The sequence below is a fragment of the Pseudomonas sp. Z003-0.4C(8344-21) genome, from assembly GCF_900104975.1.
GTDB classification, from domain to species: domain Bacteria; phylum Pseudomonadota; class Gammaproteobacteria; order Pseudomonadales; family Pseudomonadaceae; genus Aquipseudomonas; species Aquipseudomonas granadensis.
Map to the genome: position 1 here is coordinate 4,077,003 of NZ_LT629756.1, position 18,587 is coordinate 4,095,589.

Below are 18,587 nucleotides of genomic sequence, written 5' to 3' on the forward strand. Positions count from 1 at the left end.
TCGAGGGGACGCGGTCCCGTGCCTGAAAAAGGCTCGTACCGCACCCCACAAGCCTAAGAACTGAACTCGACGGCCAATACACGAATTTGCACCCGAATCACTAGTGCATTTGCACCCCTAGCGTTGCCCCTTGGCACCCCACTCTCCGGAAAACAACCCGCGTTCTCGGGCCCAGACGATTGCCTCGCTGCGGCTGTGCACGTCGAGCTTGGAGTAGACGGTGGCAACATGATTGCGCACGGTGTTGGGCGCCAGCTTCAGCCGTGCGGCGATTTCCTTGTCTGCCAGACCCTCGCAGATCAGCCCCAGCACATCGCGTTCGCGCGCGGTCAAGTCGGTGAACGACGCGCTCGGCAACTGCGGCGAATTGATCTTCTTCACGTTGGCCAGTTTTTCGATCAGCGTGCGGCTGAACCACGATGCATCCTTCATCACCTCTTCAATCGCGGCGACCAGCTCCAGCTCGGAGCGCTTGCGCTCGGTCATGTCCATCAATACCAGCAGATAGCACGACGTGTCGTGGATCTTCACCGTGTCCGCCGACACCGCGCATTCAAGCAATTCGTCGTCGCGCTTGCGCACCCGCACGTCCACCCGGTCTACTCGAGCATTGTTTGCCAGCGCCGCGAGCAGCCGCGTGCGCTCGCCTTCATCATCGATGAATTTCAACTGGGTGACGGTTTTACCGAGGACGTCATCAGCCTCATAGGCCAGCGTTTCAAGAAACGCCTGGTTGACGTCGATGACTTCTTGCTGGTCGGCGCTGCAGATCAGAATCGGCACCGGGGTCAGGCGGAACGCCTTGGCGAAACGCTCCTCGCTCTGACGCAAGGCGAGTTCGACCTTGCGCCGTGGCTCCATGTCGACGAAGGAAAACAGCATGCAGTTTTCGTCGTTGAGCAACAGCGGTTGCCCAGCGACGATCACTTGTTTACTGCCGCCATCGGGCAGGCGCAGTTCGGCCTGCATCTGCGGGATGGTCGCGACGTCGCGCAGGCGCTGAATGGCCAGATCGCGTTTCTCGGCCTGCTCGAAGATATCGATTTCGTACGCCGAGGTGCCGATCACCTGCTCGCGACTGTAGCCGGTCATTTCGAGGAAACCTGGGTTGACCTTGATATAGCGCAAATCGCTAAGGCGGCAAATCACCGCGGGCGCCGGGTTGGCATTGAAGGTTTTTTCGAAGCGCTGCTCGGCGTTGGCCCAGTCGGTGACGTCGCTCATGATCAGCACCAGCGACTCGGGCTGGCCCAAACGGTCGGTGAGCACCATGCTGCGCACGCTGTGTACCCAGATACGCTCCGGGTCATCGGCGGGCGAGACTTCGATCAGCACGTCACTGAACATCTCGCAGCGCGCGACGCGGCTGATCGGATAGTTCTCCGGTGGCAAGGTGTGATTGTTGCGATAGCGCAGGCTGAACCGCTTGGCGTATTCCTCGGCATTGCTGCCCAGCTCGCCGATCCGGCTGACGCCGTGCATGGCCAGCGCCGCTTCGTTGGCCCACAGAATGCTTTGATCGAGCTCCAGCAAAATCACCCCGTCGGACAGCCCGGCGATGATTTGCTGCAACTGGCGACGATTGGTTTCGGTGGTCAGGACTTCCTGGCTCATTGGATCTCCACACAGTGAGGCGGCTCGGTGAAGACTACGACCGCAGCGGCTCGGGTTCGTGCGGCCGCTTGAAACCGGCAAAACACCTGTGGCATCGAGCTTTATCGCGCAGCCGGTGGGAGTATGCATCAATTCATCTGATCCGGGGTCGCGCGAGCAATCGCCCCTATCATTGATCTGGCCTTCACAGAAACCAGGCACCCGCCCGTTATGTCGTCTAATGTTAACTCCTCATCGGATTGAGCCCCTGCTCGCAATACCGGGCTCTTGATCAAGGAGAGACTGATGACGTCCCGCCGCAACATCGAACAGACTTACCGCACCTGGTCCAGCCCCATTTTGCTGGAGTTGAAAAAGCGCGAGCACCAGATGGCCCTGGTCGAGCGCCAGGCGCTTGAGAGTGTCTTGATGGAAAGACGATTGCTGGACATGGGCAAACCGGAGGGGATGGAAAGCCGCCGCAGCGGCGGTGGCTGACCCTCCGCTTTCGCGAGCAGGCTCGCTCCCACAGAGATTGAGGATGAGCACAGATTTCGTGCGCAGCTGAAAACCCTGTGGGAGCGACCGAACGCAGTACCTACCGATGGTTACTCAAGGTTTGGGCTGCGTCCCCCGAGCATTCTCATCGCTGCCGGTCGACGGACGCGGCATCAGGTGCGTGTGCCCGGTCGGGTCGGGAAGTTGCACCGCATTGCCCTTTTTCCAGGCATCGGCGCCCTGTTCGATGGGCGCCGGTTTGATCGCGGCGCGGGCGGTTTTGTTTTTTGCGGTGTCGACGCCCAGGCGTTGGTCGCGTTGCTGCACCATCTGCGGATCGGCCTGGCCGTCGGCCGTGAAGCCCATCATCAATTGCGGCACGCCGAGCGGCAGTTGCTTGTCCTGATCGGTGTGCCAGGTGTGCCAGGTCTTGCCGTAGGTGTTGGCGAGCTTTTCCATCAGCCGGGTTTCGGCGACTTGCGCGATGCCCGGGGCGACCAGTTGGCCGGACGTGACTTCGTGCGCATGGCTGTGCCATAGCGCTTTTTCCCTAGCCGGCAATTGGGCGAACAGGCGCTGGCTGATGATGTATTCGACGCCCATCAATTTCGCGTCGGCGCTGTTGCCGTCATAGATCACGCATTGAAAGACTTCTTCGTTGAGCACCGAACAATAGTGGTGCGCCTCCATTTGCACATCGGGGTGCCCGTTGTAGAAGTGGAAGCCGTCGAGGTAGAGGTTCAAGGCGCGAATCGGCGGTTTGTCTTGCAGCCACTGTGCGCCGGTCTCAAGTAGTTCCGTGTCGGAGGCCTTGGCTTTGCCGGGCGTCTGTACCGGCGATTCGGTGTTGCTCATCGCGCAGCCGGTCAATGCCGTCAGCAGCGCGCCCATCGATAGCCATCGTCCGTGCGGGGTTGTGCAACGCATGTCTCGCTCCTTCTTTACAGTCCGTGGGGCCGCTGGCATGGCCCTGTACTGCAACTGAAAGCGCGAACATGGCGGAGTTCGAAAAAACTGCGGGCGCGTCAGACCGGAGAAATCGTCGCCAGCAAACCGATCAGAATGGTCAGTGTCAGGAAGCCACCCAGGAAAATCGCCATCTTGTTCATCTTGCTATCCTCAATGCCGGGTTAGCGGTGCACTGGACGCTTCGGGATGAAGGAACGTCGCGGGTGCCCGCACTGCCGGGGCATTGTGAGCGCTTGACTGAACCGGTTACAGCGTCAGATAAAGCGAAAAAATACGGATCAGACGCGCATCTGATCCGCATTGGCGATGGTTGGGTATTCAGCTCGGCACATCAGGATGTTCTTGCAGCCTGGGTGATCTACAGTCAGTGCCATTGAAGACCAACAAAAAAAAACCGGAGCCCCCATGACCGAGCTGACCCTGCAAGCCCCCGTCGCCCAATCCCTGCAGCACTGGCACGAGATGATCCGCACCGGTAATCTGCGCGCCCTGCCTGAGCTGCTTGATGCCCAGGCCGTGTTTCGCTCGCCGATGGCTCACACGCCCTATCCCGGCGCGCCGGTAGTGTCGATGATCCTCAATACCGTGGTCGAGGTCTTCGAGGATTTTCAATATCACCGCGAGCTGGCCAGTGCTGATGGGCTCAATGTGATTCTCGAATTCAGTGCCAGGGTCGGTACGAAAGAGCTCAAAGGCATCGACATGATTCGCTTCGATGAGCACGGCAAGATTGTCGAGTTTGAAGTGATGGTGCGGCCGTTGAGCGGCTTGCAGGCGCTGGGTGAAGAGATGGGCCAGCGGCTGGGGGCTTATCTGGCCAAAGCCAAGGCGTGAAGCGCAGGCACAAAAAAGCCCACTGACCGTCACCGGTGCAGTGGGCTTTGTGCGTCAGGCGTGTGTTTAGAGCGCCATATCGCGTGCAGCGTTGTCCTTCATAGCCGGAGCTTTTTCAGCCGCAGCGCCGGCTGCCGGAGCAGCGGCCTGACCGATCACCGGAGGCGTCGGCAGTTCGAGGATCTTGGCGGTGTAAGCCCATTCTGCGGCCACTTTGGCCGGATCGCTGTTCAGCTGAGTGCCGTAGCTTGGAACGATCTGGTGCAGCTTGGCTTGCCATTCAGGGGAGGCGACTTTGTCTTTGAAGACTTTCTGCAGCACGCTCAGCATGATCGGTGCAGCGGTCGACGCGCCTGGCGATGCGCCCAGCAGGCCGGCGATTGAGCCGTCCTGAGCAGCAACGATTTCGGTACCCAGTTTCAGCACGCCGCCTGCAGCTTCATCACGCTTGATGATCTGCACGCGCTGGCCGGCTTGCCACAGGCGCCAGTCTTCGGCTTTGGCGTTCGGGAAGTATTCCTTGAGCGCGTTCATGCGGTCTTCATCCGACAGCATCAGTTGGCCGGCAAGGTACTCGACCAGCGGGTATTCCTTGATGCCAACCTTGGTCATCGGCCAGATGTTGTGCGTGGTGGTGCTCGTCAGCAGGTCCAGGTACGAACCTTCCTTGAGGAACTTGGTGCTGAAGGTCGCGAATGGGCCAAAGAGGATCACGCGCTTGCCGTCCAGGACACGGGTGTCCAGGTGCGGAACCGACATCGGTGGCGAACCCACCGAAGCTTTACCGTAAGCCTTGGCCAGATGCTGTTCAGCAATGGTCGGGTTTTCGGTCACGAGGAACGAACCACCGACCGGGAAGCCACCGTATTCCTTGGCTTCAGGAATGCCCGACTTCTGCAACAGGTGCAGGGCACCGCCACCAGCGCCGATGAACACGAACTTGGCGTCGGTTTCGGTTTTGGTGCCGTCTTTGAGGTTTTTGTAGCTGACGCGCCAGGTGCCATCGGCGTTCTTGGTGATGTCCTCGACTTCGCTCGACAGTTTCAGATCGAAGTTAGGCTTGGTCTGCAGGTGCGCGGCGAACTGGCGGGTGATTTCGCCGAAGTTCATGTCCGTACCCAGCGGGCTCCAGGTGGCCGCGATTTTCTGGTTCGGGTCACGCCCTTCCATCATCAGCGGGACCCACTTCTTGATCACAGCCGGGTCTTCCGAGTACTGCATACCGGCGAACAGCGGGCTCGCCTGCAGGGCTTCGTAGCGCTTTTTGAGGAACTTGATGTTGTCATCGCCCCACACGAAGCTCATGTGCGGTGTGGTGTTGATGAACGAGCGAGGGTTCTTCAGAACGCCCTGCTGAACCTGCCAGGCCCAGAACTGACGGGACACCTGGAACGCTTCGTTGATCTCGACGGCTTTCGGGATCGTTACGTTGCCTTTGTCGTCTTCCGGGGTGTAGTTCAGCTCGGCCAGTGCCGAGTGACCGGTACCGGCGTTGTTCCAGCCGTTGGAGCTTTCCTGGGCGACGCCATCGAGGCGCTCGACCATTTCCATCGACCAGCTCGGCTCCAGCTCATTGATCCACACACCCAGGGTGGTGCTCATGATGCCGCCGCCGATCAGCAGGACGTCGACTTTCTTTGCTTCGTCAGCATTGGCGGATGTCATCCCCATTGCCAAAGCCAGACCCAGCAAGGCTGTGTTCACTTTCTTAAACATCTGTTGCACCTATGATAAAACGCCTTCCGCCCGCCGCTGTTATCAGCATGCGATCCGCTTTGATGACGCTCAGGCTGGCGTCGCAGATTCCGGCACACTTCAATTTTGACGGGTGGGCACACAAGGCCGACATGCCGCATCGACCTCAGTTGATGTCCCTTCTGAACTGACTTCTTATCATTATTGGCTTCAGCTACTTGAGCGACAGGGATCCTGCCAGCACGCCCGCAGGCATGCTGGCTGAATAAGGTCAAACCAAGTTGGCGCGCAGAATATCACGTCAGGGCAAACCCGCGCGTCTGTTCCCGACTTGAAAGTCGTTTTGCACCACTAGCGCTTTATCGGCTGACAGCGGCCGAACATGACTCTGCGCCTCACGGCTTTTTCCGATGACGATGAAGCGGCGCAAAGTGCTGACTGATCGCTGGGTATTCTGCTACGTTGTACGATGACTGATGAATACAAGCCAAGTCAGTCATCAACCCATAACAACAAGGAAATACCGCAATGACCAAGACCCGACTTCTGATCGGCTTTCTCTGCGCCTTCAATGGTTACGCCATGGCCGCGCCTGCTGCGGCGGAAAAAGACGTCGCCCAGGCCGTGGACCATCTGACGCAGGCAATGCTGCACAAGAACATCGCCGAACTGAACGCCCTCACCGCCCCCAACCTGACCTACGGCCATTCCAGCGGCAAGGTCCAGGACAAGAAGGAATTCATTGCCGACATCGAAACTGGCCGAAGCGCGTTCAAGACTCTGGAAATGCAAAAGCAGACCATCACGCTGTCCGGCGATACCGCGCTGGTGCGCAACCACTTTTCGGCGCAGGCGTTGAAGGGGACCGAGGTGGTGCCGACCGAGATCGAGAACTTTCAGATCTGGCAAAAGCAGCAGGGCAAGTGGTTGCTGATTGGGCGACAGGCGTTCAAGTTCTGATCGTGATTATTTAGCCCGAGTTGATGTTGCTCGGGCTGGCCTCATCGCGAGCAGGCTCACTCCTACAGAAAGCGGCGGCGTCTACGCAAAACTCATCAACACCGCACACCTGCAGGAGTGAGCCTGCTCGCGATAGCAATAGCCTGGACGCCACCATTTTCTGGCTACAACCGAAACCGATCCACCGACTGCGCCAACTGCCCCGCCAGGCTCGACAACTCGTCCGTGGTCGTCGCGGTCTGGCCGATCACCCGGCTGTTGCCTTCCGACATCCCGGCAATCATTTCCACCTGATGGGCAATTTCGTTACTGGCCTGGCTCTGTTCGCCGATCGTGCGGGTGATGTCGTTGACCAGCTGTGTGGTGCTCAAGGTCGCGTCGAGAATTTCGCGAATCGCCCGTTCAACCTCCGCGGTTACCGCCATTCCTTTATCAACTTGTGCCACCCCCGCCTCCATGCTGCTGACCGCCTCACGCGTGCTGTTTTGAATCCGTGCAACCATCGCGGCGATTTCCTGGGTCGAGGCGCTGGTGCGCGCTGCCAGGCTGCGTACCTCGTCCGCGACCACGGCAAAGCCGCGCCCCTGTTCGCCGGCCCGCGCTGCTTCGATCGCGGCGTTGAGCGCCAGCAAGTTGGTCTGGTCAGCGATGCTCTTGATCACCTGAATGATGTTGAAGATGGCTTCCGACTCCTGATCCAGCGTGCGGATGACCTGCGCCGATTGCTGCGCCGAGCGAGCAATGTCATCCATATCGCTGACCACCTGATGGATCACCCCACCGCCCTCTTTCGCCAGGGTTTCGGCCTGATTGGCCATGCTCAGCGCACGCTCGGCGTGGCGAGTGATTTCTTCGATGCTGGCGGTCATCTGGCTCGCGGCTGCAGCCATGGTGCCGGCGGCGACGCTTTGCTGCTGGCTGCTGTCGGCGACCTGGTGGCAGCCCTGGCTGAGCTGTTCGCTCATGCCGCTGACGCCGTGGGCGTTGCGCCGAACCACCTCGATCATGTTGCGCAGATCGCGTTGCATGGTCGCCAGCGTGCGGATCAGCACGCTGGCCTCGTCCTTGCCGGACGGTTCGGCGATCGGCTCGCTGAGGTTGCCGTGAGCGATGCTTTCGGCGATGCGACTGGCAGTTTGCAACGGCCCGGTGATGCTGCGAATGACCCAGCGACCTTGCGCCAGCAGCAACAGCAGACTGGCAAGCAGCACCACGCCGAGGGTGATATTGGCGCTGCGGATCGCTGCTTCCGTGACCTCGGCGGTGTGTTGGGTGTTGGACTCGATCAGTTCGCTCAGCGCCGCCATCTGCTCTTCGAGCTGGCTGAACGCCGTGTTGAAGGTGCCGAGTTGCTGCTGGGCGGCTTCGGGGTTGTCCAGCGCCAGCTCGACAATCCGTTCGCCGGTGTCGATGTAGGTGTCGAGGCTCGGCTTGATCTGCTCCAGCGCCGTGCGCAATGTCGGGTTGATCGGCAGCTTCAGATTGTCGTTGAGCACCTGGTGAAAATGCCCGGCGTGCTCGGTGAGCGAATCACGTACCTGCGCCGCCGTGCTGCTGCTTTTGCCCAACCCGACCAACATCGCCGAATAGACATCGGCGCGCAGGGCGTCGTGCATCATGTCGGCTTCCATGTGATTGCGCAGCGCGCTCATGCTCACCGTGTTATCGCCGACGGCCGTGGCCATCCGCAGATTGCCGACATAACTGACCAGACTCACGATCAGCGCTGTCAGCAGGCTGGTCGCAATCAGCAACACCAAACGCAGTTTGATCGACACCGTGGAATCTCCCGTGGGCACGCTGGATTGCGCTTGTCGGATTTCAGTTAAGCCTATTTGCATGGAACTGCCGACACAGAGCGTATCGGCTGATGTCAGCGGCGACTTGAATCCGGCAAAACTTTTCGATCGGGCAGCCAGTCACACGCTGCAGCGCCGATGGATTGCACCTTCATCGCCGGTTAACGCTGGCAGGCTATGAATCCATCGCTTCGAACATTCATGCAGCTGAAGGAAACGCTTATGAAACGCGCATTATGGTTTGGTCTGCTCGGCACTCTGGCGATGGGTACCGCACAAGCAGCAACGGAGAAAGTCGCGATCAATCTGGTCAGCGCCGACGGTGCGCCGCAGGCGATCGGCTCGGTCAGCGTCAGCGAAACGCCTTACGGCCTGCTGTTTACCCCCGACCTGAAGTCCCTGCCGGCCGGCATTCACGGTTTCCACGTTCACGAAAACGGCAGCTGCGAAGCGGGCGTGAAGGATGGCGTAAAAGGCGCGGCACTGGCCGCTGGCGGTCATTTCGATCCGGCGAAAACCGGCAAGCACCTTGGCCCCTACGCCGATGGCCATCTGGGGGATCTGCCGGCGGTGTATGTGACGGCTGACGGTGTCGCCAATTATCCAGTGCTGGCCCCGCGCCTGAAGAAAATTTCCGAGATCAAGGGCCACGCCCTGATGATTCACGCCGGCGGCGACAACCACGCCGACATGCCCAAGCCACTGGGGGGTGGCGGCGATCGCATGGCCTGCGGCGTGATCTGACGGCTCAGCGCGGCGCCCGACGCCCGCCTGCCAACACCAGCAAGGACAGCCCGGCGCCGACCAGCGCCAGGGCCATGTCCTTCTGCGAATCCCAGGGATCGTTCTGCGCGCCGACGAAGGCCTGTCCGGTGTCATCGCCCAGATAAGCGCCGCCGATCCACTCGATCAATTCGTACAACGCGGAAGTCGCCAGCACCACGTTCAAGGTCATCAGCACCAGCCAGACGCCGCGCAACGGGGTCAGGCGCAGCAGCACTTCGCGCATCGGCCAGACCATCAGCAATCCGTAGCTCAAGTGCACCAGCCGATCATAGTGATTGCGCTCAAGACCCAGCACCTTGTTGACACTGACACCGGTCAGCACCGTGCTCCATTGATCGTAGGGCACCCGCGAGTAGGTGTAATGCGAGCCGACTTCATGGATGCACAGAAAAGCGAAGATCATCACCAGCGAAAAGGACGACAAGCGAAACCGCCGATATGCCAGCACCAGGGCCAACACCAGCGCCACGGCCAGCACATTTTCCAGCAGCCAGTCGACGCGGCTTCGCGGGGCTATGCCGAGAGCGATGGCCAGCAGGACAAATCCACCGAGCAAGGCGGCTTCGATTCGCGTGTCGGCGGGGCGGGCAACGTTGTCGCTGACTCTGAGGAGCATCAAATCGACTCTCAAACAATACAGGCAAGCGGTAGACCCTTCGGCGTTTTGCCCGGTTCCTTGCCGCTGCGTTTTCGTCGCTCACGGAACTCCCGCGCGCCGATCATCTCTGACGTTATGTAGTCCCTTCCCTTTTGCTTCGCGCCTTCGGAGGAACACCGTCATGCGCAAGTTAGTGCTCGTTTCATCTCTACTCCTTTGCCTGCCGGTCGGTTCGGCGCTGGCCCGTGTCGACGCGGGCGATGTCGCCACCTCGGCCGGTGTTTCCGCGTCGCTGTACTCGACCTTCAAGGATGACAAGATGGTCATTCCAGCCCGCGACGACGTGTCTGCATTCGTCGCCAGTGGCGGGGCCATCCGTGGGGTTTATCTTGAATCGGTGCTGCAGCAGGTGCGCCAGGACAACCCAGGCCTCAACGCCAGCGATGAAGACCTCGCCAACGCGATTCTGGTGCATTACGAAGGCCTGAAACCTTAGTTTTCAGGAAGACGGCGGCCGATGGACGGCTGCCTCACTCACATAGGCAAAATGGTCCGACGGCCTCTATGATGGAGGCCATGACCACCACCGCGCCTTTGCGCTCCCCTTGCCCACCCGGCGCCTGCGTATGCGGGCGCGATCCGTTGCTGGACACGCCCGGCGCGGATCTACGCATCCTGCGCCTGACCCGCAACGAAGAAAAAGTCCTGCTGGCGCGTCTGGAACAGCTCAAAGACCTCGACGATCTGCGTCATCTGCAAAAACGCATGTATGAGCAACTGGGTATCCGAGTCGAAGTCTCACCGGGCTTCCATGAGGTGCGGACCATGCTCGGCATCGACATCGACATCGACGATCTGCCCGGGCTGTGCCGCAAAACCCGCAAAGCGATCCCGACGGCGATTCGCCGAGGCTTGAACAACAACCCGGCGATCGCCTTCGAACTGCTCAACGCCCACGACTTGCTGCGCGACACCTGATCATTTTTTCATGCCTACGCGTTTGCGCATTTGCGCGGTGATGGTCTGACGGGTTTTCTTCATGTCCGCCCACGGCTCTTCACCAACCTCGGCCAAGCGCTCATGGACGTTGTGAATATTCCAGTGATTGCCGCCCTTGATCTCCGCCACTTCCTCACGAAAAACCGGTACGGACACCGGCATGCCTTCACGCGCGCGCGCCGCATAGGTGCAAATGGTGGTGGCGCCCAGACCGTTGCGCAGGTAATCGATGAAGATCTTGCCGACACGGTTTTTCGGCCCGGACACCGCTGAGAAACGATCCGGCAACAGCTTGGCCATGTGGCTGACGATGGCGTGGCTGAAATCCTTGACCTCGTCCCAGCCGTGCTTGCGAGTCAGCGGCACAACGAGGTGAATCCCCTTGCCGCCGCTGGTTTTCAGGAATGCCTTGAGCCCCAGCTCATCGAGCACGGTCAGCGTCAGCGCTGTGGCTTCGACCATGCTTTTCCACGGCAACGCCGGGTCCGGGTCGAGGTCGAGGACGAAGCGGTCGGGCTTGTCCAGATCGGTCTGGGTGGCATTCCAGGTGTGTAGCTCGACGGTGCTCATCTGCACCGCGCCAATCAGCGCTTCGGCACTGTTGATCATCATCACCGGCTGCCCGGTGACGTCTTTGTCGAGCGTGCTGATACCGGGGATCGCCAGGCGCTCGGCGTTCTTCTGGAAGAACAGCTCGCCGGCGATCCCGTCCGGGGCGCGAACCAGCGCCACCGGGCGATCCTTGAGGTGCGGCAGTATGTATTCGGCGACGCTGGCGTAATACTCGGCGAGCTGCATTTTCGTGGTGCCGCTGACCGCGTCGATCACCCGCTCCGGGTGGGTGATGCGCACCTTGCCGTTGGCCAGGTTGGCTTGCGACGGTGCGCTTTCGGTTTTGCTCGCCGCGTTTTTTTTGCTCGGAGCCTTGCTGGCAGCAGTCTTCTTCGCGGGTTTCTTCTCGGCAGTTTTGCTTTCGACAGTCTTCACAGGCTTCGCTAGCTCCTCGGTGATGGCCTTGGCCGGTTTGTCGTTGCGCAGGCCATGGAACACGGCGTGGCGCACCGAGCCGTCCTTGGTCATTTCCGCAAACGCCACTTCTGCCAGCAGTTTGGGCTTGAGCCAATGCACGCCTTTGGCCTCGAAGCCGCTGGGCGGATTGACCACCGCCGCGCTTTTGGCCTGCAACGGTTTGAGTTGCGCCAGAATGCTTTTCAGCGTGGTTTCGTTGAACCCGGTGCCGACCTTGCCGGCGTAGCGCAATTCACCGCTGTCGCGATCATGCAGGCCGAGCAGCAAGGCGCCGAAGGCACTGCGCGCACCTTTCGGATCGGTGTAGCCGACGATCACGAACTCTTGCCGGTGTTTGCACTTGAGCTTGATCCAGTCGCTGCTGCGCCGAGATACATAAGGCGAGCCGAGGCGCTTGCCGATCAAACCTTCCATTTGCATCTGGCAGGCACTGTTGAGCAGCGCGTCCGGGGTCTCTTCGAAGGCTTCGGAAAAGCGCAGCAACTCGCTTTTCTGCGAACCGAGAATGGTTGCCAATGCGGCACGTCGTTCCTCGACCGCGACTTCGCGCAAATCGACGCCGTTGAGATAGGGCAAATCGAACAGGTAATAAACGATGTTGCCGCTGCGCCCGACTTCGAAAGCGTTTTGCAGCGCTTGAAAATCCGGCACGCCCTGCTCGTTGGCGACGATCATCTCGCCGTCGAGCCAGGCTGATTCCAGACCTAATGCCGCCAAGGCTTCAGCCTGTTGCGGCAGTTTGTGCGTCCAGTCGTGGCCGTTTCGCGTAAACAGTTGCACCTGATCGCCCTCGATGCGCGCCATGATCCGGTAGCCGTCGAACTTGATTTCGTAACTCCACTGCCCTTCCGGTGCACTGTCGACCAGCGTCGCCAGCTCGGGTTTGAGTTGCGCCGGCAGCTTGGCCTTGTGTGCGCCGGTGAGCTTTCCGGTGGCCTGCTTGCGCGGTTTCGCCGGAGCTTTTTTCAGCGGTTTGGCCTGTTCGGCGGTTTTTTTCGGGCTGGCGACGATCGTGCGTTCACTTAAAACACTGTCCGGTTCGGCAACCAATACGTCGTAGTCATCCTGGGGGCGCGCGGCGTTGTCCTGATGTTTGATCAGAAACCACTGCTCTTTCTTGCCCGGCATGTGCGTGCGCACCAGATTCCAGACACCGCCAAGCTTCTCTCCCTGCAATTCGAATTTGAGCCGGCCTTTGGCGTAAGCCTTTTGCGGATCGTCGAGGGGAATCCACACCCCGCGATCCCAGACGATCACATCGCCAGCGCCGTAATGCCCCTCTGGAATGCTGCCCTCGAAGGTCGCGTAATCCAGTGGATGATCTTCGACGTGCACCGCCAGACGCTTGACCTTGGGGTCGAGCGACGGCCCCTTCGGCACCGCCCAGCTCTTGAGCGCGCCGTCGAGTTCGAGGCGGAAATCGTAATGCAGGTGCGAAGCGTCGTGCTTCTGGATGCAGAACTGCAAGGCGTGATCCTTCGCGGTTTTACGGCCGGAGCGTTTTACCGCGGCCGGTTCCGAAGTCGCGGAAAAATCGCGCATGCGGTTGTAGTCGTCGAGATTCCTGTTCATGGGCGCACCGATTGCAGACTGGCTCTGTTATGCAGAAGAGCGATGCGCCGTGAAAAAAATTCAATCGAGCTGAAAAAGCCCCTGACGGATGGAGCGCCAAGGGCTTTGATTGTCGGCGGGTTTTAGCTTTTAGGCTCAGGCCTGACCTTTGGCCTGCGCTTCCAGATGCACTTGCAGATCGGGGTCGATGTTGAGGGCGGCGGCGAGTTCGTCGAGGTAGCGGCGCTCGGCGTTTTGTTGGTCGTCTACCAGCATGACGCTGGCCAGATACATCTCTGCCGCCACCGCCGGGTCACCCTGCGCAGATTGCGCCACTTCGGCAGGAACCAGCGGCTTGGCGACTTCGGCGTCGAGCCATTGCTGCAGCTGCGGATCGCTGGTGTGTTTGCCGATTTCGCTGCTGATCAAATGTTTCTCGGTTTCATCGATGCGGCCGTCAGCTTTCGCCGCCGCGATCAACGCACGCAACACCGCGTGGCTGTGCTCTTCGATTTGCGGGCCGGCGAGCAGATCGGCGGTTTGCGGAATCTGTTGCGGCGCCGCACTGGCCTGGCTGCGTTGCCAGGCCTGATAAGCCTGATACGCCATCATCCCCAGCGATGCCAATGCTGCGTAATTAGTGCCGCCAGAACGACTGCGACTGCCGCCCCCCAGCGCCCCGCCCAAAGCACCGCCCAATCCGCCACCGCCACCGCCAAGCAAGCCACCGAGCAACCCGCCGAGCCCGCCGGATGCCGCCGCGCCAGCGCCACCGGCCTGACCGCCGCCCAACAGCCCGCCAAGCAAACCACCGAGCCCACCCAGACCATCCCCGGCGGACGCGCCCGTGGAGGGTCGCCCCGAGGCCTGGCCCCGCAACAACTGTTCAAGCAAATCTCTTGTGTTCATGACGTCATCCTCAGGCGTTGGCCGTGACTGCGTCAGGCAACGATAGACCCCGCCAGCCGCAACGCCAGCACCGTTTGGCTGACACTCGACGTCTGGCCTCGCCAGTCGAGGAATTTTTTCGCCGCCCGGCTAAGATTGATGGTGCGTGAACCTTATCCCGGCCAAACCGGTCGATAGCTGCAACCCCGACCCGGTTCGCCGGCGCCCTGCTTCCAAGGGCGACACCCGGCCAGCTGCACTTTCTGGAGAACGCTCCCGTGATATCGACCATACACATCGCCAGGCTCAAAGCATGGGGCGCCCATGGTTTTACCGCGACTGGCGTGGTCACCGCATTCCTGGCGACCCTCGCCCTGCTGGAAAACCAGCCGACCCACTGCCTGATGTGGCTGGGCGTGGCGCTGATCGTCGACGGCCTCGACGGCGCGCTGGCGCGCAAGGTCAACGTGCAATCGGTGCTACCCAGCTTCGACGGCTCGATCCTCGACCTGGTGATCGATTACCTGACGTACGTATTCATCCCGGCGCTGTTCATCTACCGCTACATCCCCTTGCCCGACTACACCTTGCTGCTGACGGTATCGCTGATTCTGGTGTCGTCGCTGTTCTGCTTCTGCAACGTCAACATGAAAAGCAAAGACAACTACTTCGTCGGCTTCCCGGCCGCCTGGAACGTGGTTGCGCTGTGCCTGTACATCATCGGCCCGGGACCGTGGATCACCTTCCTCACCGTGATCGGCCTGGCACTGCTGACCGTCACCCGGATGAAATTCCTGCATCCGTTCCGCGTACGCCGGTTCATGCCGATCAACATAGCCGTCACTGCGATTTGGCTGCTGTGCAGCCTGTCACTGGTGCTTAACCATCCGCAGATCAACCCGATGGTCATGGGGGTGTGGCTGCTGATGTCGGCTTACTTTCTGGGGATCTGCATCTGGCGCACGGCGCTGGAGTGGGTTGATCGGGGGCAGGTGAAATAGGCGGCATTGATTGGAAATTGGTCGGGTGTAAGACCGCCATCGCTTGCAGGCAAGCTCCCACAGTTTGACCGCATGTTTTCATGCTTGAACTGAGCCTGAAAATCAAAAGCCCCTCACCCTAACCCTCTCCCGGAGGGAGAGGGGACTGACCGAGGTGGATGCGAGGGCTACGCCGACTTGAGATACCGAGTCGAATACAAATTTCAAATCCAACCAAAATCGGCCCCCTCTCCAGAGGGAGAGGGCTGGGGTGAGGGGCAAATCCACCGAAGATCTCAAGCCATGCGGCGCTTCTAACCACTCAACAATGAGCGTTAGCTCGAGTGCCTTTGATCTTGATCCACCGGCGACGTCGGAAGGCTGAGTGGAGGGATTGATCCGGGCGTGGGAGCGCAGCGACCGTCTGGCGCAGCCAGACACAGCGGAAGGAGGTGCAGCGCAGCAAACCGTAGCCGCTGCGCCCGGAGCGATCCCGGAGCGAAGGGACCCGAGCCTGCGAGGGCCGAACGCAGGAGCAAGCGTTTTTTGCTTACTTTTTTTGGCGTTTGAAAAAAAGTGAGTCGCCGTAAGGGCGAAACCATAAGAAGCCGTTACCGCAGCAACGGATATGCACCCAAAAGCAGCATCAACGCTTGCCAATCACCACCTCAAGATACTCACTCGGCACCACCAACGATCCCTCCCCCGCCCGATTCAAGCGCTCAAGCAACTCCGTCAGATCCGCCTCCAGCGCCTCCCCGACCTCCGGCGGCAACACCGCAAAAGCCTTGTGCACCGGCCCATACCAATGGCGGAAAATGTCAATGAAATGCGCCGCCGAACGATAGCGAAAATTGAAATGCCGGCGCGTCACCTCAATCACAAAATCCTGATCAGCAAAATGCGTATGCAGCCACGCCTCCGTGCCCCAGTTCGACGGCGGTTGCGTACCGGCGGGCGGTGGCAGATGCCGACCGAGCACCTTGAACATCTGCCCCACGAAACCACCCGGCGTCCAGTTCGCCAGACCAATCCGCCCGCCACGCCGACAAACCCTGCCCAACTCCGCCGCCGCCTGAGCCTGATCCGGCGCGAACATTACGCCGAAGGTCGACAACACCGCGTCGTAACTCTCATCAGCGAATGGCAACGCCTCGGCATCAGCCACTTGAAACGTCACGTCCAGATTCTCGGCCCGGGCCCGATCCTGTCCGCGCTCCAGCAACGCTGGAACATAATCAGTCGAAGTCACCAGGCAACCGCGCCGCGCTGCCGCCAGCGTGGCATTGCCATTGCCGGCAGCGACGTCCAGCACCTGCTCATCGCATCGCAGATCGCAGGCCTCGGCGAGGTTCTCACCGACGATCTGCAACGTGGTGCCGATCAAGGCGTAATCGCCACTGGCCCACGCCACTTTCTGGCGTTCTTTGAGGGCAGTCAGATCAATCGGGGTACTCATGCTTTGGTGCTCCGCTACACAGTGACTGAGGCATCAAACAGGGGGCGGATCCTTGGCAACGCCCTGCCAGTTTCACTATCGCGCTACGGCTGATCGGCGTCCCTGCCAATCGTCTGCCGAGCCCCGAAAATCAGGCGTTTGCCGATGAATGGTGGCAATCTGTCAAGCGCTTGAAACACCTCGACGATTGCCTGCAAGGAAAGATTGGTCTTTCATGCACGCTCAATTCAGGAAAGGACTCGACCGATGTCACCGCACCTCGTCTGGCTAGCCGATCACCTGCACCACAGCGACCGCTATGCCGAATGGATTCACAGCCAGTTCTCCTACGAATACGCTCACCAGCCACTCGCCGATTGGCAAAGCGAATTCGCTGAAGGGCAAAGCAATGGTGACTGGCCTTGCCTCGTTGTCCTCGACGATCAGCAGTTGATCGGTGGCGCCGCCCTGGCTCGTACCGACCTCGCCCAGCGGCCTGATCTCGGACCTTGGCTGGCCTGTGTTTTCGTCAGCCCCGACGCTCGCGGCCAGGGGTTGGCGGAACGCTTGATTGAATCCATCTGTGAGGAAGCGAAGGATCGCGGTTGGCCACGTCTGTACCTGCATACGCAAACCCAGCGGGATTACTACGCCAAACGTGGCTGGCAAGTACTGGAAACCTTTCAAGCCTGGGGAAACGAGCAATGGCTCATGGTCCGCGACCTCTGAGCCATTGGTTTCGCTGATCAGGCTGCCGGGGCTTTGGCCTCATCCAGCAGTTGCCTGATCATCTGCTCCTGCGCCTCGTAGCGCCCCTCACCGAAGTGGGTGTAACGCACCTGCCCCTTGGCGTCGATCAGGTAATGCGCCGGCCAGTACTGGTTATCGAAGTTGCGCCAGATCGCGTAGTTATTGTCGATCGCCACCGGGTAGGTGATGCCGAGTTTCTTTACCTGATCCTTGACGTTATCGATGATCCGCTCGTAGCCGTATTCCGGCGTATGAACCCCGATCACCACGAGGCCGTCCTTTTCATACTTTTTCGCCCAGTCTTTCACGTAAGGCAAGGTGTGCTGACAGTTGATGCAGTCGTAGGTCCAGAAGTCCACCAGCACCACTTTGCCGCGCAGGGATTCGCTGGTCAGCTCGGGCGAATTCAGCCATTGCACCGCACCCGTCAGCGGCGGCATCGAGCCTTTGCCCTCCTCCATCGGCGAGTCCGCACGGACCTTGGTGACGAGGTAGTCGACGACTTTCGGCACGTTTTCCAGAACGTTTTTTTCCACACTGGCTACGCCTTCAGAGGAGGTGTTCGCCAGCAAGGTTTTATCGAAACCCGTGGCAATTACCGCAGCCGCACCCAGCACCGCGACACCGGCACCGCGACGCAACCAACCGGTAAACGGGATCGATGGTTTCAAGCGGTTGACCAGGCCACGACCGGCGAAGATCAGCACGCCCAGCGACAAGGCACTGCCGGCGCCATAAGCGAGCAACAGCAGGCTGGTCTGCGCGTTCGCCCCTTGCAGCATGGCGCCAGTGAGAATCACGCCCAGGATTGGCCCGGCGCACGGGCCCCACAGCAGCCCGGTGGCGACACCGAGCATGATCGAGCCCAGCGGCCCGGCCTTGTTTTGTGCCTGCGGGTCGAGACGGTTGCCGAGCATCACAAAGGGTCGGGTCAGCCAGTCACCGATGCGCGCCGAGATCAGCGACAGGGCGAACACGCTCATCACGATCAGCGCGACGTGGCGTCCGGTGTTGCTGGCCTGAATCACCCACTCGCTGCTGACCACCGCCAGGCTGGAGATCAGCGCAAACGTCAGGGCCATGCCGCTAAGGGTGAGCAGGATCGAAGTGCGGCTGCGCTGCGCACCGGCAAACAGAAACGGCACCACCGGCAGGATGCAGGGGCTAAGCACGGTCAGCAGACCGCCGAGAAACGCGATGAGGTACATGGTGAGTCACCT

Annotated in this window: 18 protein-coding genes and 1 pseudogene; 9 read left to right on the top strand and 10 right to left on the bottom strand. The window is 60.3% G+C overall.

From position 1 onward, the window contains the following. Window positions 1-117 precede the first annotated feature (117 nt). Window positions 118-1,614, bottom strand: coding sequence for a helix-turn-helix transcriptional regulator (locus BLU24_RS18445; protein ID WP_093102544.1), 1,497 nt, complete (start codon window positions 1,612-1,614; stop codon window positions 118-120). A 285-nt stretch (window positions 1,615-1,899) separates the two neighbouring features. On the opposite strand from BLU24_RS18445, the gene BLU24_RS18450 reads away from it, so the two are divergent. Beyond that, complete coding sequence (locus BLU24_RS18450) at window positions 1,900-2,091, top strand: hypothetical protein (protein ID WP_090282781.1); 192 nt, start codon at window positions 1,900-1,902, stop codon at window positions 2,089-2,091. 114 nt (window positions 2,092-2,205) lie between these two features. Here the strand turns inward: BLU24_RS18450 and BLU24_RS18455 are convergent, their stop codons facing one another. Next, a complete protein-coding gene (locus tag BLU24_RS18455; RefSeq protein ID WP_093102546.1) occupies window positions 2,206-3,018 on the bottom strand; it encodes an OBAP family protein in 813 nt (270 codons plus the stop codon). 68 nt (window positions 3,019-3,086) lie between these two features. Between BLU24_RS18455 and BLU24_RS27680 the strand changes: the two genes are divergently transcribed. Both BLU24_RS27680 and BLU24_RS18465 read left to right on the top strand, forming a co-directional pair. Further along, entirely contained in the window at window positions 3,087-3,437 is a 351-nt protein-coding gene (locus BLU24_RS27680) for a hypothetical protein (protein ID WP_157720861.1), read from the top strand. Window positions 3,438-3,465: 28 nt separating this feature from the next. After that, the gene (locus BLU24_RS18465) at window positions 3,466-3,894 is read left to right on the top strand and encodes a nuclear transport factor 2 family protein (RefSeq protein WP_093102548.1); all 429 of its coding nucleotides are present in this window, start codon (window positions 3,466-3,468) and stop codon (window positions 3,892-3,894) included. A 66-nt stretch (window positions 3,895-3,960) separates the two neighbouring features. On the opposite strand, the gene mqo is transcribed toward BLU24_RS18465, so the two are convergent. Next, window positions 3,961-5,610 carry a malate dehydrogenase (quinone) gene (gene mqo, locus BLU24_RS18470; RefSeq protein WP_093106836.1) on the bottom strand — a complete coding sequence of 550 codons (1,650 nt, stop codon included), beginning with the start codon at window positions 5,608-5,610 and terminating at the stop codon, window positions 3,961-3,963. 507 nt (window positions 5,611-6,117) lie between these two features. Here mqo and BLU24_RS18475 point away from each other — a divergent pair. After that, entirely contained in the window at window positions 6,118-6,549 is a 432-nt protein-coding gene (locus BLU24_RS18475; protein WP_093102550.1) for a nuclear transport factor 2 family protein, read from the top strand. A 164-nt stretch (window positions 6,550-6,713) separates the two neighbouring features. Here BLU24_RS18475 and BLU24_RS28260 read toward each other — a convergent pair whose 3' ends face one another. Together BLU24_RS28260 and BLU24_RS28265 are read right to left on the bottom strand one after the other, a co-directional pair. After that, the gene (locus tag BLU24_RS28260) at window positions 6,714-7,577 is read right to left on the bottom strand and encodes a methyl-accepting chemotaxis protein (RefSeq protein ID WP_442965788.1); all 864 of its coding nucleotides are present in this window, start codon (window positions 7,575-7,577) and stop codon (window positions 6,714-6,716) included. A gap of 42 nt (window positions 7,578-7,619) precedes the next feature. Continuing rightward, window positions 7,620-8,390 (bottom strand): annotated as a pseudogene (locus tag BLU24_RS28265) (MCP four helix bundle domain-containing protein); the annotation flags it as partial. Window positions 8,391-8,570: 180 nt separating this feature from the next. On the opposite strand from BLU24_RS28265, the gene sodC reads away from it, so the two are divergent. Continuing rightward, window positions 8,571-9,092, top strand: a complete 522-nt coding sequence (gene sodC / locus BLU24_RS18485; protein ID WP_093102555.1) for a superoxide dismutase family protein — start codon at window positions 8,571-8,573, stop codon at window positions 9,090-9,092. 4 nt (window positions 9,093-9,096) lie between these two features. Here the strand turns inward: sodC and BLU24_RS18490 are convergent, their stop codons facing one another. Continuing rightward, a complete protein-coding gene (locus BLU24_RS18490) occupies window positions 9,097-9,750 on the bottom strand; it encodes a DUF2238 domain-containing protein (protein WP_093102557.1) in 654 nt (217 codons plus the stop codon). 163 nt (window positions 9,751-9,913) lie between these two features. Here BLU24_RS18490 and BLU24_RS18495 point away from each other — a divergent pair, with 163 nt between their 5' ends. Both BLU24_RS18495 and BLU24_RS18500 read left to right on the top strand, forming a co-directional pair. Then, complete coding sequence (locus BLU24_RS18495; RefSeq protein ID WP_090282773.1) at window positions 9,914-10,228, top strand: DUF2388 domain-containing protein; 315 nt, start codon at window positions 9,914-9,916, stop codon at window positions 10,226-10,228. Window positions 10,229-10,308: 80 nt separating this feature from the next. Continuing rightward, complete coding sequence (locus tag BLU24_RS18500; RefSeq protein WP_172833287.1) at window positions 10,309-10,710, top strand: hypothetical protein; 402 nt, start codon at window positions 10,309-10,311, stop codon at window positions 10,708-10,710. On the opposite strand, the gene ligD is transcribed toward BLU24_RS18500, so the two are convergent. Then, entirely contained in the window at window positions 10,711-13,332 is a 2,622-nt protein-coding gene (ligD, locus tag BLU24_RS18505; RefSeq protein ID WP_093102561.1) for a DNA ligase D, read from the bottom strand. It abuts the gene before it with no gap. A 135-nt stretch (window positions 13,333-13,467) separates the two neighbouring features. Further along, entirely contained in the window at window positions 13,468-14,220 is a 753-nt protein-coding gene (locus BLU24_RS18510) for a tellurite resistance TerB family protein (protein ID WP_093102563.1), read from the bottom strand. 257 nt (window positions 14,221-14,477) lie between these two features. On the opposite strand from BLU24_RS18510, the gene pcsA reads away from it, so the two are divergent. Beyond that, window positions 14,478-15,200, top strand: coding sequence for a phosphatidylcholine synthase (gene pcsA, locus BLU24_RS18515; protein ID WP_093102565.1), 723 nt, complete (start codon window positions 14,478-14,480; stop codon window positions 15,198-15,200). A gap of 625 nt (window positions 15,201-15,825) precedes the next feature. On the opposite strand, the gene BLU24_RS18520 is transcribed toward pcsA, so the two are convergent. Next, the gene (locus tag BLU24_RS18520; protein WP_093102568.1) at window positions 15,826-16,638 is read right to left on the bottom strand and encodes a class I SAM-dependent methyltransferase; all 813 of its coding nucleotides are present in this window, start codon (window positions 16,636-16,638) and stop codon (window positions 15,826-15,828) included. Between the two features lie 246 nt (window positions 16,639-16,884). On the opposite strand from BLU24_RS18520, the gene BLU24_RS18525 reads away from it, so the two are divergent. After that, complete coding sequence (locus tag BLU24_RS18525) at window positions 16,885-17,346, top strand: GNAT family N-acetyltransferase (RefSeq protein WP_093102570.1); 462 nt, start codon at window positions 16,885-16,887, stop codon at window positions 17,344-17,346. Between the two features lie 17 nt (window positions 17,347-17,363). Here BLU24_RS18525 and BLU24_RS18530 read toward each other — a convergent pair whose 3' ends face one another. After that, window positions 17,364-18,575 carry a cytochrome c biogenesis protein DipZ gene (locus BLU24_RS18530; protein WP_093102572.1) on the bottom strand — a complete coding sequence of 404 codons (1,212 nt, stop codon included), beginning with the start codon at window positions 18,573-18,575 and terminating at the stop codon, window positions 17,364-17,366. Between the last annotated feature and the right edge of the window lie 12 nt (window positions 18,576-18,587).

What these genes read in the sequence shown, in the direction of transcription:
- BLU24_RS18490 (WP_093102557.1), bottom strand. Translation starts at nt 9,750, where the DNA reads ATGCTCCTCAGAGTCAGCGACAACGTTGCCCGCCCCGCCGACACGCGA.
- BLU24_RS18495 (WP_090282773.1), top strand. Translation starts at nt 9,914, where the DNA reads ATGCGCAAGTTAGTGCTCGTTTCATCTCTACTCCTTTGCCTGCCGGTC.
- BLU24_RS18450 (WP_090282781.1), top strand. Translation starts at nt 1,900, where the DNA reads ATGACGTCCCGCCGCAACATCGAACAGACTTACCGCACCTGGTCCAGC.
- BLU24_RS18525 (WP_093102570.1), top strand. Translation starts at nt 16,885, where the DNA reads ATGTCACCGCACCTCGTCTGGCTAGCCGATCACCTGCACCACAGCGAC.
- BLU24_RS18475 (WP_093102550.1), top strand. Translation starts at nt 6,118, where the DNA reads ATGACCAAGACCCGACTTCTGATCGGCTTTCTCTGCGCCTTCAATGGT.
- BLU24_RS18510 (WP_093102563.1), bottom strand. Translation starts at nt 14,220, where the DNA reads ATGAACACAAGAGATTTGCTTGAACAGTTGTTGCGGGGCCAGGCCTCG.
- sodC (WP_093102555.1), top strand. Translation starts at nt 8,571, where the DNA reads ATGAAACGCGCATTATGGTTTGGTCTGCTCGGCACTCTGGCGATGGGT.
- BLU24_RS27680 (WP_157720861.1), top strand. Translation starts at nt 3,087, where the DNA reads ATGGCGGAGTTCGAAAAAACTGCGGGCGCGTCAGACCGGAGAAATCGT.
- BLU24_RS18445 (WP_093102544.1), bottom strand. Translation starts at nt 1,614, where the DNA reads ATGAGCCAGGAAGTCCTGACCACCGAAACCAATCGTCGCCAGTTGCAG.
- BLU24_RS18465 (WP_093102548.1), top strand. Translation starts at nt 3,466, where the DNA reads ATGACCGAGCTGACCCTGCAAGCCCCCGTCGCCCAATCCCTGCAGCAC.
- mqo (WP_093106836.1), bottom strand. Translation starts at nt 5,610, where the DNA reads ATGTTTAAGAAAGTGAACACAGCCTTGCTGGGTCTGGCTTTGGCAATG.
- BLU24_RS28260 (WP_442965788.1), bottom strand. Translation starts at nt 7,577, where the DNA reads ATGCAACGCGATCTGCGCAACATGATCGAGGTGGTTCGGCGCAACGCC.
- BLU24_RS18500 (WP_172833287.1), top strand. Translation starts at nt 10,309, where the DNA reads ATGACCACCACCGCGCCTTTGCGCTCCCCTTGCCCACCCGGCGCCTGC.
- BLU24_RS18455 (WP_093102546.1), bottom strand. Translation starts at nt 3,018, where the DNA reads ATGCGTTGCACAACCCCGCACGGACGATGGCTATCGATGGGCGCGCTG.
- BLU24_RS18520 (WP_093102568.1), bottom strand. Translation starts at nt 16,638, where the DNA reads ATGAGTACCCCGATTGATCTGACTGCCCTCAAAGAACGCCAGAAAGTG.
- BLU24_RS18530 (WP_093102572.1), bottom strand. Translation starts at nt 18,575, where the DNA reads ATGTACCTCATCGCGTTTCTCGGCGGTCTGCTGACCGTGCTTAGCCCC.
- ligD (WP_093102561.1), bottom strand. Translation starts at nt 13,332, where the DNA reads ATGAACAGGAATCTCGACGACTACAACCGCATGCGCGATTTTTCCGCG.